Here is a 17,522-nt window from a genome sequence, read left to right as displayed (position 1 = left end):
TCAACTTAACATACTGTAAATGTCTTTATACCTCACATAAAAGAATGCGAGGTTTTTATTTATGAAAAATTTATTTACTAGTGAATCAGTGGGGCGTGGGCACCCTGATAAATTATGTGACCAAATCTCAGATGCAATTTTAGATGAGTATCTAAAATTAGACCCTGATTCAAAAGTTGCTATTGAAACATTAGCAAGTGGCAATATTATTTTTGTAGCTGGAGAGGTTCAATCAAAAGCGGATATTTATGTTGTTGAAATAATTATTAATATCTTAAAATCATTAAATTATTTTACCAGTCATACCAGTATTATTACTGATATACGCCGTCAAAGTCCAGATATTTCTCAAGGAGTTATTTTAGATAATAATGAAATAGGAGCAGGTGACCAAGGGATTATGTTTGGTTATGCCACTAATGAAACTAAGGGTTATATGCCCTTAGCTATTACATTAGCCCATGAATTGGTCAAAAAAGCTGAAACTTTAAGAGTTAGCCAGGATTTTAAATGAGCTAAAGCTGATATGAAATCACAAGTTACTTTGGATTACACTGATCCAAAGCAAATCTTAGTTGATACAGTTTTAATGAGTATTCAACATAGTGAAAAATATGTTGAAAGTGAATTTAAAAACTATATTAAAGAAAAGATTATTAAACCAGTTTTAGCAAAGTATGATTTGGATACTCCAAAACATACTTTAATTAATCCTACAGGTAAATTTGTAGTTGGCGGACCAATTGGTGATACTGGATTAACTGGTCGTAAGATTATTGTCGATACTTATGGCGGAGCATCTAGGCATGGTGGCGGAGCTTTTAGTGGCAAAGATGCTACTAAAGTTGATCGCTCTGGTGCATATGCTGCAAGGTGAGTAGCTAAAAACTTAGTTGCAGCAAATTTAGCTAGTAAACTTGAAATCCAAATCTCATATGCAATTGGAATCGCAAAACCAGTTTCAATTTTGATAGAAACTTTTGAAACTGAAACAGTTTCAAAAGATATTATTTACCAAATTGTGCACCAATTATTTGATTTAAGACCTAAAGCAATTATTGATACTTTAGAATTACAAAAACCAATTTATGCTAAAACAGCCTACTTTGGACATTTTGGGCGTGATGATTTAGATCTACCATGAGAAAGATTGAATAAAGTAACTGAGATTTTGGAATTAAAAGAAAAATTATTAAAAAGATAAAGATATTAATTCTTTATCTTTTTATCTGTTTATTTGATAGTTTTATTTCTTTTTTAAATATTTTTTTAATATAAAAAAATTAAAATTATTTCTTTTGTGCCTATATAATACGTTTTGGGGTTAATTTAATATTTTATATATATATATATATATATGCTATAATTAAACCGTGACAAATAATATTTAATTGAAAGGAATTTTATATAACACAAACATGAAAAACTCAATCCAGAACATGAAGGATAAATTGTCAAAATTAACTAAGAAACAATTAATCCTTATTGGTGGAGCAAGTGCATTAGGTATTTCTATTTTAACTACCATTATTGCAGTTAGCGCAACTCCAAGACGTTCACAAGTTGAAAATGTGGAAACAAAATATCGAAAGGACCATCAAGAAGTATTATCTAAAACAGAAGATAACATTACTTTAGAAGACAAATTTAAAGTAAATGTTGCACTAGTTAAATACGATGAACTCAGTGAGCAATTTAAAGATAAGTTGATTGCTGAGAAAAATCTTTTGGCAAGATTATTAGTTAAGATCACAGCTTTAGAAAATAATGCTAATAATCAAAATACTCCTCCTGTGAAAACAGATAATCCTGGCACAAATGAGGATAATGCTGAAAAGAACTTTAAACAAAAACATAATCTTATTCTTGGTAAGTCAGTTTTTGATATTACCACTAGTGATAAGCAAGATATCAACAATGCTTTAAGCGATTATAGTTTATTGGAAACTAGTACTAAAGCTAAGTTAAGTAACGAAAAACGAAATCTAGATGATAAAATAAAACGCGTTCAAGAACTTGAACAAGCTGAAAGTGATGAAAAAATACGTAATCAAGCAATTGATAATTTTAAATCAAAACATGCAACAATCTTGAATAAAGAATTAATTAATATCACTATAAGTGATAAAGATCTAATTAATGCCGCTTTAAGTGATTATGAACTTTTAGTTGATTCTGTTAAACCAAGATTAACAACTGAAAAACGTAATTTAGACGAAAAAGCAGCTAAGGTTGCAGAACTAGAAAAAAACCAAAATAACACTACTGGTGCCCAACCAGAAGATCCACAGCAAAATAATGGTTCTAATGGTGGCACTGTAACTCAGCCTGAAGAAGTTAAAAAACTCAAAGTTATTATAAATACCAAATCATTAATAACCACAGGTAATGGTGCAAATACAGATATTCGTATGTATATTGATGGTTGAGATAAACAAGATATGATTAATTATCTTGGTTATTTAAAACATCATGCCACTACAGAAGAAGTTACCACTTTTGCAACTAAGATGGCTGATATATACAATAACTCAGGATTATTCAAATCTGGTGGTAGAAACCAAAAATGAAAAATAACGTTATTTAAATCAGAAACAGATCAAGTTGCCTCAAGAGAACACCCGGTAGTTGGTTCAGTTAGTCCAAATGACCGTAATCTTGATTTAACTAATTATAAAACTTCTCAAAATACCACTATTACGATTCGAACTAATGAATTTATTTCAAATGTTAACTGGAAATTTAATGCTGATGCTCGTTTGCGTAAGTCTTTTGAATATACCATTTACAAGTATGATTGGCCTGCTTACCAATACACTAACGGCCAAGTAGCACCGAATTTTGCTGAAGTTGAAACAACAACAGTTAATGAATAAAATAAGCTACAAATCACCTAAAATACATTTTTAGGTGATTTTCTTAACTTTTTTATACAAAGTTGTATAATTTTTAAAGCATATTTTTTTACACTTTATATATATATATATATATATATATATATATATGCAATAGAAAGGATAAACATGAGTCAAGAGACTAAAAAGAAAAACAACAAGAAAAAAGCCATTATTATTGGTGGTGCCGCTTTTTTAACAACAGCAGCTGGTATCACCGGAGTTTTGGGCTATACAACAGTAACTAAACATAAAGAAAATGTTACCACATTTGACAACTTGAAAAAGTTAATTCAAAGTAAGTTAGAATTATTATCTGATGAAGATAAACTCATTTTAGGTGCTTCAGTTGATATTGAAAATATCAATTTTAGTGGAGTTCTAAGCAAAAAAACTATTCAAGAATTACAAAAGATCAATGCTAATTTAAATCAATATGCTTATGTGACAACCCAAGAAGTGCTTGAGGATGCTTCGGCAGCTTCTGGAATTGAAAGAGAATATTTCCCTGCATTAGGTAGTGAAGAAGAGTTTGCGAGAAATATAAAAAATCGTGATTTAATTAAAGCAAATAAAAATAACATTGCTAAGGCAAAAGATATTGAAGATAAAGATAAAGTTCGTGCATCTTTTAAAGATTTATTTGATTCTTCTAAAAATCCAACTGCAACTGAAGAATCATTTGTCAAAGCAAGTGCATTAATTAATGAAACTTTAGAAAAAGAAGCAAACCAAAGAACCACACTTGATGCTTTTAATTCAAGTGTGGTTGATAAACTATCTCCTGAAAACAAAGCTGAGTATTTAGATGAATTCAATAAAGCTAAAACAATTAAAGATAAAGAATCATTAAAAGGTTCACTAGAAAAATATAATGAAGCTTTATTACTTGCAGATCAAATTGAAAATCCAATTCAACGTCATAAATTATTAGAAAAAATTAGAAATGCTAATTTAAATGAATTACCAACTATTTTTGCTCAAGTTCAAGAACAAGTGCAAATTGATTATGTTGATGTAAAAGAATCATTTATTAAACAACTTGATTTTTTAGATAATGAAATTAAGGATCCAACTTTAAGAGATAAACTTGCACAGCTTAAAGCAAATACAAATGCTGATGATTTTATTAAAAAAGCACAAGACTTAAAAGATGAATATGAAAAATTATTAGAGGCTAATTCTGGAGAAGGTGCTTTAGCTAAATTCAAAAAAGATGAAATTGAGAAAATTATTAACAGTTCAACCTTTGATCAGCAAACTAAAGCAAAATTATTATCAGATCTCGAAAACGCATCTTCAAATACTGATTTAAATAACTTACGCACGGAAGTTATTAACCAAGTTAGATTACAAAGAGCTAAAGATAATACAAATGGAGTTTTAGACTTAATTAATGAACCATTAAAAACAAAACTAAAAGCAAAATTAAATGATTTAGCTTCAGTTGAGGATGTTAAAAAACTTCAAGATGAAGCATATAAAATTTATGATGATTCTAAAAAAGAATTTGACAAAGCAGTAGCTAAATTAGCAAATAATTCTAAATTAAAAAATAGTATTTTAAAAGACGTTATTGATCAAGATAATGTTGATGCTTACAAACGTGCTTTAGATTCAATTAATGATGTTTTACGTCAAGAACGTGATGCAGTTTTAAAATATGCTAAAGCCAATGATGCTTTATTAAATAATCCTGAATTTAAAGCAAAGTGAATTGATAATTTTGATGCAACTTTACCACTTAATTCATCGGAATCAGAAGTATTAGCAAAACTTGAAGAACTAAAAAAAGATGCTCTCAATTCTATTATTGATTCTAAATTACAAAATCAATTAGCGAATGTTAAAGAAAATGAAGCAATCAAAAAATTAAAAGAAGAAATTCAAGCATTAAGCAAAAATACAACTTTACCATATGAAGAAAAACTAGCACAATCTCAAGCAAAACTTAAAGAATTACAAACTGAAGTTAATAAAGCAAAATTTGCTCAATTAACAGATGGCGCTCTTAAAATTCCTGAATATAAAGAAAAAGCAAAATTATTAGCTGATTTAGAAGGTAGCGATACTGAAAAATTCTTAGCAATTGCTGAGTTTAATAACTTAAATAGAAATATTGAAGATAATGAAAATCTTGCCGCTAATTTAGCTAATATTACTCAGCTAAAAGAAGTATTAGATTCATATAATGCACAAAAAGATAAAAAATCTCCAACGGAAACCAGGGATATTCTTCTTGGTGCTTTAACTAAAATAAAATCTGATTCTTCAATTCCGGAAGACAAGAAAAAAGAAGCACTTGCTGCAATTGCTAAAGACCTTGGTTTTAAATTATCAAATGAGAAAAAACTGTCTTTAACTACTGAACCAGTTAATGATGCAACAATTGATAATTTATTAGATGAATTACAAAATAAAACACCACTTCGTAATCAAATTGCAAGTGTAATTCGCCAAGCTGGAGCTAACGCTTCTACAATTTTTGATAACCTTGAAGAAATTAATAATAAATTACTTGATCCAAATACAACTAAAGCTGAATTAGAAACAATTTATGAAAGTTTAGCACCAAAATTAAACGATGCATTTGCTGAAAATACAGCCTTAAAAGGTGATTTATTAGAATTATTAGGGGGCGCTAATGATTTAATAAGTGATTTAGGTGAACAATCTGGTGCCCAAAACTTTGATTTCATTAGTGATTATTTAAATCCTTCATTAGTTAATAACTTAACTAATACTAAAAATAATATTGCTAATGCTAAAGAAAAATTAGCACAAAACAAAGCGAAACTAGCAGAATTAGTTAATAATCTTCCAGATGGACATGAATCTAAGAACCTCGATTTAGAAGCATTAAATCCTGGTGAAGTGCAAGATAAATTAGCACAGTTAGAACAAGAAGTAACTAATGCTAAAAATGATTTATTAAAGAAAATTTATGACTTAGATTATGGTAACCCTAATAAAAAAGGTTTAGCATCATTAGCACAAGATATTAAGAGTCTTAACGATGTTGCTGCTATTGAAGCAAATATTGAAAAATCATCACAATTGCAAGAAGTTAAAAAAGAAACAGCACAAGAACTAGAAAAAATTAATGATCAAGTTTTAGTTAATGAATATCTTAAAAAACTTTCAACTGCTCAAGATAAAGACGCTGTTGACCAATTATTAGTTGAAGTTAAAGAAAAACTAGCTCAAGAAACTAGCTACGTTGCCCAAACTAAGGCAACAATTCAAGACAAATTAGCAAATATCCAAGACCCAGCAATTATTAAATTATATGAACAAGAATTAGCAAATCCTCATTCAATTGGTTCAATTGATAATTTATTGGCTAATGTTAATAATTATTTAGCATTACAAGAATCAAGAATTCAAGATTCACGTCGCGAGGGGCTTGCCACTTTAGCTAAATTAAGAATTGATAACCCGCTTCGCGAAGAATTGGAAAATGCGCTAAATAATGCTTCAACTTTTGTAGCCTTAGCTGATATAACCAAGCAAGGTCAAGATGTTTTAGATAATTTAAATAATGATTTATCTGATGCAATTGCTAAGCTTGCCCCTGAGCAACAAGCACAATTTTTAGAAGAACAAAAAACTTTAGAAACTCAAGCAGACTTAGAAGACAAAATTGCTCAAGTTAATAATATTTTAGCAAGAGCTAAAGATAACTTAATTGAGTCAATTAATAGCATTTTAAATACACAAGAAGTAGATAATTTAAAACATACATTATTAGCTAAAGCTAATAATGCAAGTAGTATTAGTGAATTTAATGCAATTGAAGCGGAGTTAGTAGCTGCTTTAAATACTGCTAAAAATGATGCCATTGATTTTGCCCAAAAACTAGATGACAAAACAGCTTTAAGTGAATTAATTAATCAAACAAGTGATTTTGCCACAATTAAAGCTTTAGATCAAGCGAATAAGACTAAGTTAAATAATTTATATAAAACAGCACAAGATGCTTTCAAAATTATTGCTGGTTCACCATTACAATCATCATATGAAAATAAATTAGCAACATTATCAAATATTTCTAGTGAAGCAGAATTAAATAACTTTATTAATCAAGCTCGCCAAGAATTAGCCGATGTTAAAGCAAGTTTACAAGCCCGTATTGATGCTTTAGATGATCCTGTGCAAAAAGCAGCTTTACAAGCGCGTTTAGACAATGCATCTAGCCTCGCTCAAGTATCAGCATTAACTCCAGCAATAACCTTACAAGAAGCAAAAGAAGTCCAAATTGCTAAAGTACGTGCAAATGCTACATACCCAGACCAAATTCAAGGTTTTATTGATAAAATCAATAATGCTAGTTCATTAGAAGATTTAGAAAGAACTACACAAGAAATAGCAACTAAAGAAACTTACAATAAAGAATTAGAAAAAGATAAAACACCTGTTAATGATTTACTTGCTAATATTAATGTTAATAATGAGTTAAAGGCTCAATTACAAGAACAATTAAACAACATCCGTGATAAAAATGACTTAGCGCCATTACAAACTCGTATTAATGAATATATTGATCAAAAACGTGCTAGCACCCAAGCTGCAATTAATCGCCTTGAAGGTGATGAAACACTTAAAACTTCAATGCAACAAGCAATGGGTGATCAAAAACAAGAAAGCAAACTTGATGAAATCATTGCTCAAGCCAATGCTGCATTTGATGGTGTAAAAGATAATGTAAATAACGAAATAGCTAAAATCAAAGACCCAGCTAAAAAAGCTGAGTTTGAAACTGCTTTATCAAACCAAAACACTATTAAAGATTTAAACAACCTTAAAGAGCAAGTTAAATTAGAACAAGATAAAGAAGCTCTTAGTGCATTACTAAAAAATGTTTTAGATCAAGCGGCAAAAGCAAGCTTGGATCAAGAAATTAGTGCTTTAACAAGCAGAGGAGAATCAGTTAAAGCACTAGAAACAAAGATTAATGAACAAATTAAAAAAGATAAAGGTGAATTAGAAGCAGCGAGAATAGCAGCTCAACAAGTCTTAGATCGAATTAGTCCTGATAATGCAAAATATTCTGAATATCAAGAGAAAATTAAATCAAACCAAAAACTAGATCTTGAAACATTAAAACAAGAACTTGAACAATATTTAGATCAAAAAAACACTGCAGCTTTAGAAAAACTAAAAAAATTAGAACAACCTTCAGGCGTTGTTGCTAATTCAAATCCTTTAAGTAGAACTTATAACCAAATTAAAGATAATTTAGACCAAAACAAAGGAACCCTTACTGAAGCTGAATATGCACAACTTGAACAAGAAATTCAAAATGCATTTACTGCGACACAAACTCAAATTAGGGAGCAACTTGCTAAATCCTTTGTTGATGTAACTACTCAAAAAGAAGCAAATGATCAAAAAACTTTTGATTCAAATACAGCAAAAGAATTAATTGCTAATTATTCACAAGCTTTACAAGCTATGAAAGCTGATTTAGTAAGTAAGCTAGATGGCTTTAAAAAAGATGGTGATTCTAAAAAACAAAATTACCAAGCCCAACTTGATGCACTAGTTTCAAGTTCTAGCCCAGTTGCTAATTGATCAAATAATTTAGTTGATCAATTACTTGAATTAAAACAGCGTCTTGAACAAGATTTAGAAGCTGATAAAAACGCTTTTGAAGTTGAAAAACAACGTTTATTAACTAAAAAAGACTCTTTAAGTCCACAAGAAATTACAGATTTAGAATCTCGTATTAATGCAGTTCAAAAATTTGAAGATTTTGCAGCTTTAGATAGTGAAATTGATACTAAATTAGCAAAACATAAAGAAACAGCAAAACAAGAAGTAACTAAAGTTCTTGATGGTCACCCTGAAAAAGACGCCTTGCTTCAATTGATCAACAATAAAACATCTTATACTGAGATACAAAATGTTTTAAATCAAGCGAAAACCAAATATAGTGAAAAACGTCAAGCCTTACTTGATTCATTAAATGATCCATTACTTACTCAGGCTCAAAGAGCAACGTTACTTGAATCATTAAAAGAAGAAACTGCCACTTCATTTGCTAAGTTATTAGAAGTTGAAAGCAATATTTTAGTTGAAAAACAAAAAACAGCTCTTCGAAATAAAATTGCAAATATTGAAGATCAAAACAAAAAAGCAGAATTTGCATCTGCTATTGATAAAGCTACTGATTTAAATACCTTAAATGAATTAGAAACCAGAATTGATGAACATAAAAACCAAGAAGCAAATGAATTAGCGGCTAAAAAACAAGAAGCTAACGATTTTGCTAATAATATGAACAATGTTCATGAATTTAAAGCACGAATTGCATCTGCAACAACTAAGGCACAAGTGGATACAATCCTTGCTGAAATGAAACAATCTTTAGCTGAGAAACAAACTAAAGCTAATACAGCATTAGCTAAACTTGCTGGTCATCCTGATTACAACAACTTTGCTGCTAAATTTAATGCTAATTTAACTGAGCAAGAGGCTGATGCTTTAATTGCTGAATATACCCAAGCATTTAATGATCATAAAGCTCAAGTCTTAGAAGCTTATAATAAATTAACTGCTCAAGATACTTTTGATACAAATGGCTTTGATACCAAAATTAATGCAGAAAATGCAACAATTGCTGATTTAGACTTTGCTCTTAAATCAAAACAAGCTTCAAGTGAGCAAAAAACCTTACTTGAAGAAATTAATAAACTTCCTGAAAGTCTTAAAAACCAATTTAATACTCAATTACAAAATACTTTTGGACCAAATGATGATCCAAATGCTTTAGATACCAAAGTTGCTAATTTAGCACGTTTAAAAGATGAAATAGTTGATGCGGTAACTAATTATGAAGCTCAAGCTGCTATCTTAAAGCAAGAAATTGACGCGTTGCTTGCTAGAGTTCAAGAAACAAATAAATCAAATGAATTTAATCAAACTAAAATAACTATTAACTATGATCAATTACCTGAATTAAATGCTTTAAATAATTTAAAACAAGATGCTCAAAACTACTTAGTTAACTTACAAGCTAATGCTCGCGCTTTATTAGAAAATTCAATTGATAAAGATGGAACTTCTCAAGTTAAATACAATGAGTTATTAGATAAAGTAAGTGATACTTCTTCAGATACAGACTATAATTCAGTTATTACTGAGCTTAATAATTTGAAAACTGAATACAAGAAAAAATCAACAGATGCTTTATCCAAAATTGAAAATGCTCCTGAATACCAAACTTTATTACAAAAAGCTAAAGATTCAGAACTTGAATCAATTCATAATGATGTAGTTACTCAAGCAACGAAACTTTATGAAGATAAAAAAGCTTTAGTAATTGCTGAATTAGAACAATTAGAACTAGATGATAAAGCAGCCTTACAAACTGAATTAAATGATGCAGATACTTGAACCAAACTAAATACTTTAGAAACTAAGATTCGTGAGCAAGCTAAAGATCAAGTTAATTTAGAAATTAATAAATTACCAGCAAATGAACGTAGTCAATTTGAACAAGAATTAGCTCTTGCTACTAGTGTTGCTCAAATTAATGAAATTAAAGCAAGAGTTAAAGAGCAAATTGTTGATAATGAAGTTAAAACAGCAAGAGCTCAAGCTTTAGTTGAAATTAATAAACTTTGAGACGCAGATAAAGATAAGTTAACTCAAGAGATTTATAACACTAGAGATATAGACCAAATTAAACAAAAAGCCGAAGAAGCTAAACGTCTTTTAACTGAAGAAAAAGCTAAAATTGATAAATTAATTCAAGCTTTACCAGAAGCCGCTAGAAGCGGATTTGAAAACCAAAGAGATAATGAAATTTATCCTGCTGGTGGTAATGCAATTAAGGCTTATACAACTACTTTGGAAACTGTTAAAACTAGAGTTGATGAATTTAAAAATACTTACTTGCCTACTGTAAGTCATATTCAATCAAGACAAAGCGAAGTAGAAAAAGAATTAACTTTTAATAATATTAAATCTGATACTAACTTACAATTACTTAAAGATAAATACACAGATTTAAATAATACTATCGAAACCTTTAAAACTACAGTTGAAAAATTACCTACAAATAATAGTGTAAGAACTACTCTTACTCCAAGCATTAATAATAATTCTGGCGCAGATGCTTTAAACAAATCATTCTACGAAACTAAAACCCAAGAAGCTTTAGCTGAGCAAGCTACTTTAGATGCTGAATTTGCTAAAGTCAGTGATCTTGCTAATTCATGGCCCTATGCAGCTGAAGCTAAAAAAACTGCTTTAAATGCAATTAATGATAAAAGTGCAGAATCAGTTAACTCAACAACTAAAATTCGTCAAATCTACGACACTTTATTAGCTGCTAAAAATGCTCATGATCAAAAATTAGCACAACTTTCAAATAAATTAAATGATTTACCTGAAGGGCATGCTTTAATTGGCCAAATTAATGCATTAATGACAAGTCATTCAGATGAATTAAATTCAACAGATAAAATTGATGCTAAGATCCAAGAAATTGAAACTGAATTACAAAATCTTTATACAAAGAATAATGAATTAACTCAAGAGTTAGCTAAGGTTCATAAACTTAACCCTCGTTTCCAAGAAATTCAAAATCTTGCCTTCAAAGACCCAGCCAAAAATTCAGAAGCAAAAATTCAAGCTTTAATTGATGAAGTTAAACAAGAGCAAGAAAAACTAAAAAATAAAGCAACTGAATTAAAAAATTATGTTGAAGCAAATTTTGCTCAAAATTCAGAAACATACAATGAATTTAGCCCTTATTTCCCAGATACAGCTAATTTCAATGATCTAACTGAAACAGCAACTGCAGATAAAATTAATGAATTAATCCAAAGAGCACAAGACAAACGTAATTTATTAGATAATAAGATTAATCAAATTAAAGCTAAAGTTGATAATATTTTAGATGACACTCAAAAACAAGCTTACTTAGATATTTTAAATAACAAGCAACATGAAAAAACCCAAAGTATTCTAAAATTAGAAGAATTAGAACGAGAAATTGATCAAATTCTTGATCAATTCCAAGTTCGTAAACAAGAGGTTTTAGATAAGTTTAATCAAGTTCCTAATAACAATGATGCACTAAACTCCCTTAAAGCAAAATTAGAAGATTTAAACCAAACCAAAACCTTAGACCACATTCAAGCTATTGAAACTGAGCTTGAAACATTTATCAGGGATTGAAATGCTAAAAAAGATCAACTTCGTTTAGATTTAACTTCAAAACTAGGTTTAGAAAATGATACCCGTAAAGGACTTGAGCCTAAACTTAATGATTTAAATGAAGAAAGTCTTAATAGCGTTGAAAAGCTTGATGCACTTATTACCCAAATTACTACTGAGCGTAGTAATTTGGATGCCTTAATTTTAGAATTTAATACTATCTTACCTAAGATACCAAATGGTGGCTATACCTTCCCATTTGGTAGTGAATCAGCTATTTATGCTAGAAGTAAAGAAGATACCCAATGAAATTTAGCTAATATTGGTGATGATAGCAAAGGATTAACTGGTATTGTTAAATTTTATAAAGAGCATCGAGCTAGCTTAGAAGCCGAAGTAACTAAACTTGACAATGCTTTAAAAAACAATGTTTTAACTACTTTTACTAACGATACATTATTAAATGAAAATAAAGATTTAATAACTGATTTTAATTCAACAAGGGTAACAAGAGAAGATTTAAATACCGTTGCTAAAATTCAAGCAAGAATTACTCGTGTTAGCGAATATACTAACCGTATTAATGCTGCTCAAACTAAACACCAAGAATTTAGCAATAAATTACATAATACTAATGAAGTAGTAATGGCTAATCCAATTACTAATTTAAATGTGGCTAATACAGCTAATGAATTAGAAACAAGAGCTAATAATTTAGAAACTGAATACAATAAATTATTAGCAATATATAATGAAATTAACAATATTGCTAATACACAGATGCATAATAATAATGAAGTAGCAACTACTTGAAAAACTGCCTATGTTAATAATGTAGCTAGTGGTAATGAAGTAAATAAAGAAGCTTTATCAAATGAAACTAAGCTTTTAGCTGAAAAACAAAAGTTAACTACTGAAATTGCTAGTGTTACTCAAAAACGTACTGAATTACATACTTATATTGAATCACACTATCCAATTATTGCAAATTTAACTAATGATTCATTAGTTGATGAAGAAGTTAAAAAGATGGTAGAGGCTCATGCAACTCATAAAACTGAATATGATAAATTAGTTAAAGATACTAATGCTAACGTTAAATATTGATCAAGCGCAAAGTTAACTACTGAAATTGAAGAATCTAAGAAAAAGATTCAAGAATATGATGCAAAAATGAAACCAAAAGAATTTGGTAAGAATGCTAGTGAATTTACTAATACAGGTGTTATCGAAACAGAGAATTTACCAACTTTAACACGCCGCAGATACTATGCAACTTTAGGAACTAACCGGTTCTTCTCACAACTTTTACCTGCCCCTCCAGTAGGTGGTTGATACGAATGAACTCAAACACCAGATCAGCAAAATTCATGGAAGTTTAAAGAAGACGGCACAAGTACCAATAATCAAAATGATGATAATGCCAAATTTAATACTTTAGCGTTGCCAGTTAAAGAAGGACTTTGATACTACCGTATCAAAGATTCAAGTGGAAACATCGTTGATGATAATCTCTCAATTGTTGGAAAACAATTGAACCTGTCTACCCAAAATGCGACGAGCAATAATAGTGCAAATATGACTGATACCATTTTGTATACTAAAGTTGATATAACAACCGAGAACTCACTGAGTACAACCTACCAAGCACAAAATTTCTCCAAATTGTTCGATGGCGACACGCTAGAAGCGTCAAGGTGGGACAACTGGGAATCCTGAAAATTTACAGCAAGAGAACAAGAAACGAAATACAATTTCATTACACTTAAAAAAAACACTGCAGACAGAACTACCTGGGCAAAAATAGAAATGCGGGTAAGAGCGCACAACTTCGGATTAAGACAAAGCGGAGGGAGCTCAATACCTATGGAGTACACAATTTGGTACGGAGACGACGGCAAAACATGGACCCCAGTGGACGACCAGAGCGCAAAACATCCATGGGACTGGTTCACTTATACACGCGAAAATTGAAACAAAAACGAAGTAAACCACTCAGCAAACCTGAGAAACGGAGCTGTCAGAGACCACAGCGGAGGTTCAATCTACATGCTACCGATTTCCTTTAGACCAGTTAAAGCAAAATACATTAAACTAACCTGAAAAGCAGCTGTTATTCAAAATACAGATAATGCACGCCTAACTGGTTTTTCAGATATTAAACTCTACTCAGTAGATGAAAATCATCAAAAAGTCAAAGAATGGATGGAGTGAAGTTCGCTTGAAACTCATAAAGATAATATCTTAACTAAAGACTATAACTTTACAGTCAAATATAATGATCAAGAAATTTACAAAACCCAAATTGTTGGTGAGCCGTTAAGTGCTGCACATAAAGACTATTTACTTAATTCTTTATTAGTAACAAATAAAGCAACTACACAAGAGAGTAGCAATTCTCATCCATTAAATGAATATAATTCATTTAATGAAAATCAAGCTAATACTGGTAGCACATCAACCCAAACAACTTATACTAATTTAAATACTCATAATTCAATTGCCCAGTTCTATAAAACATATAAAGTTAGTGGCAATGATTTAGCACAAACTGATGCTAAGGAAATCTTGAAAAAAATTAAATTAGAATTTAATAAATTAGATATTCAAAATAATAATAGTGGAACTCAACAACAAAGTTCAACAACTACAAATAACTTTAATGAACCTTATGTATACTATGATATTCATACTTTAGCATTGAAAAGAACCGCAGCAAATAACAATATCACCCACGCTTCATTTGTAATTAATATATATGATCCAGCTACTAAACAAGTGGTTTCAAAACACTTCCTTAATTTAGTCTCTGATGATGCATATACTCGTGCTGATCAAACAACTCATACAACTTTTAATGATACAACTACTGATCAAGCCGCTAATACAACCCAAAGTACCAAGCATATTAAAGCAGCTGATGTAACTAGTGCATCTAAGTATTCAAATACTAATACAAATAATGCAAATACTGAACTAGGAGCTTATAACTTATTTGCTAATAGTATTTATGATAAAAATGGTGCTTTACGCCGTTTTAAAGTTGAAATAGATGAATTAGAAAAATTATTAGTTGAACCGAAATTTAAATTACTTAAAGAAAGATATGAATCAAGTTTTAAAGCATGGTGAGCTGCTATTCCAGAAGATACTAAAGCTAAATTCTTTGAAATTAGTAAAACAAATGATACAACTCCAAAATTAACAGCAACCCATATGAATTTAAATGCTACGATTAGTAATAAAGGTCAATATACTGATGTTAACTTAAATACTTTAATTAATGAATTCTTTATAATTAAAAATCAATATATTACCGAAAAATTAATGGAAGTTAATATCCAAGAAGCATTAAATACTAAAATCACAGAAGCAAAAGAAAAATTCAAAGAATATGTAACCCAAGTTGCTAACTTTGAAACAACCTTAAAAACTAAGATTAATTCATTAGATAATAATGCAGCTGATGGTTCAGATAAAAAAGCCAAATACTACAAAGAAGTTATTAAATTAGCTAAAGAAAAATATGGTTTTGATTTAAACCTTAATCAAGTTTCTGGACTAGTAAATAATAACTTTATGTATAATAGTATTTACCAAGAAATAATGAACTCTAATATTAAATCAGTTGAGTTATTAGATGAATTTATAAAATTATTAACTAAAGAAAAATTTGATAAATTAATTGAGCATATTGCACAAACTGCAAAAGGAACAATTGATGGAACTATTGTTAATAATTCTACACCACCAAAATCAAATGCACAACCTTCAAGTGGTTCAGGAAGTTCAACTGCTCAACCAACTACTAGCGGAACCTCTACCACCCCTTAATAAATACAAAAACTAGGTTTTAAACCTAGTTTTTTTCATATAAAAACCCTTCAAACAAAAGTTTTGAAGGGTTTAAGGCATTACATCACTATCAGCTTTACCTTGCGCTTTTCATTTTTCTAATAACTTGCTTCATTCTTGCTCGTTAGAGCATGCCAAGTATTCTAAATCATCAGCATGAATCGACATATTGAATTTAGGTGAAGTTTGCTGATTAGTATATTGAGTATATCAATTTTTAACATATTTAATGTCATCTAAAACTTCGTTTTGGTTAACGTTAAATGAATATACTTTAATTTGTCTTTGATATAAATTAACAAGACCAGGAGTTAAATAATCATTAATATTTTTAGTTTTATCTTCTTGTAAAAACGCTGCAACAATTGCATATTTATTAATCTGCTTATTTAATTTTTTGCTCATTAAATAAGCATATAATTGAGCTTGCTTACGGTATGAAGGGTCAATTCCTTCTTTGGCTCATAACTGGTATTTTTTTGCTCCAGCTGTTTTAATTTCTAAAATTGTTTCTAAACTTGGGATATAACCATCTGGTACTCCGCTGATTACTTCATCAATACCTTCAAAATAATCGTAATTTACTTCCTGGGCAACAAAGTTTTGAATTTCTAAATTAGGATATTTATCTCTCAATATATTAAAGATTTTTGGTTCTAAGATTATCCCAGCATTAATATACTTTTTGCTTAATACTGGCATTTTAATTCTGGCTATATGGCAATATGCTTTAAAATCACTTTTAAAGATATTTCCTTTAATTAAAATATCGCCAACTGAACTACCACCTATTTTCTTAAATCCCTTTCATTTATCAAAGGTTTTAAGTTCATTATAAAATTCATCTTTAAGATGAATTACTGAGTTATCTCAATCAATAGTATAATGAACATTATTATAATATTTACGCTTTATGTTTTCCATTGTTTTTAATAAAGTTTTCAACTACTGTTTTGGCGACTACTTCAACAGCTGGGAAATTAGCAGCTCAATTGCGGTCAATTAAAATATCTTGGGGAACAATATGGTCAAAGGCAAAGGTTAGTTTATCAAAACTAATTTCAGTTGAATTATCATCAACACCAGTAACAAATTTTTCAGCATCCATAAATTTCTCAATACGAATTGAGACTACTCTGATGATATGATTATCATCAGAGTTTTCGTTAATTAATTTAACGTTTTTAATAAAATAATCTAATTCATTAGGAAAACGTAGATCATCAATTAAATATAAACTATTTTTATGTTGTGGTTTGATAGTATTAACAGTATCTTTAATTTTTTCAAATACTTTACCACACCAGATATTACTATCAATATTTCGACCTACTTCGCCCATTGCTATTCAAAGAGGGCGAACTACTTCTTTGTTTTGTCCGTCCCAACGAAGTTCATTTAAAATAGGTTGGGTAATATCTTTAATTGGCTGAGCAAAAGATAAGATATAAATATGTTCCCCATAAAGTTTAGTGCATTGTTCTTTAATAGCATTAGTTAATAAACCTTTACCGCTGCGACGTTTTCCATTGATTAAAATAATTGTATGTGTGTTTTTTTTCATTGCTATGCTCCTTAATATATATAAATTTTTTAAAAGTAGTG

At 29.6% G+C, this 17,522-nt stretch carries 5 protein-coding genes; 3 read left to right on the top strand and 2 right to left on the bottom strand.

The features are described 5' to 3' along the window. Positions 1-61 precede the first annotated feature (61 nt). The 3 genes from metK (at position 62) to AC0B4N_RS03880 (ending at position 15,896) form a co-directional block, all read left to right on the top strand. Entirely contained in the window at positions 62-1,204 is a 1,143-nt protein-coding gene (gene metK, locus AC0B4N_RS03890; protein ID WP_465102530.1) for a methionine adenosyltransferase, read from the top strand. 214 nt (positions 1,205-1,418) lie between these two features. Beyond that, positions 1,419-2,876: a hypothetical protein gene (locus tag AC0B4N_RS03885; protein ID WP_465102529.1), complete on the top strand. Its 1,458-nt coding sequence runs from the start codon at positions 1,419-1,421 to the stop codon at positions 2,874-2,876. Positions 2,877-3,023: 147 nt separating this feature from the next. Further along, complete coding sequence (locus AC0B4N_RS03880; protein WP_465102528.1) at positions 3,024-15,896, top strand: hypothetical protein; 12,873 nt, start codon at positions 3,024-3,026, stop codon at positions 15,894-15,896. Between the two features lie 72 nt (positions 15,897-15,968). Here the strand turns inward: AC0B4N_RS03880 and AC0B4N_RS03875 are convergent, their stop codons facing one another. Beyond that, positions 15,969-16,841, bottom strand: a complete 873-nt coding sequence (locus tag AC0B4N_RS03875; protein WP_465102527.1) for an MAGa7180 family putative nuclease — start codon at positions 16,839-16,841, stop codon at positions 15,969-15,971. Next, entirely contained in the window at positions 16,822-17,481 is a 660-nt protein-coding gene (locus AC0B4N_RS03870) for a hypothetical protein (RefSeq protein WP_465102526.1), read from the bottom strand. Before AC0B4N_RS03870 ends, AC0B4N_RS03875 begins: the two co-directional genes overlap by 20 nt. Positions 17,482-17,522: the final 41 nt, after the last annotated feature.

Source organism: Mycoplasma sp. 13536 (assembly GCF_055523495.1).
This window is presented reverse-complemented; position numbering and strand designations above follow the sequence as displayed.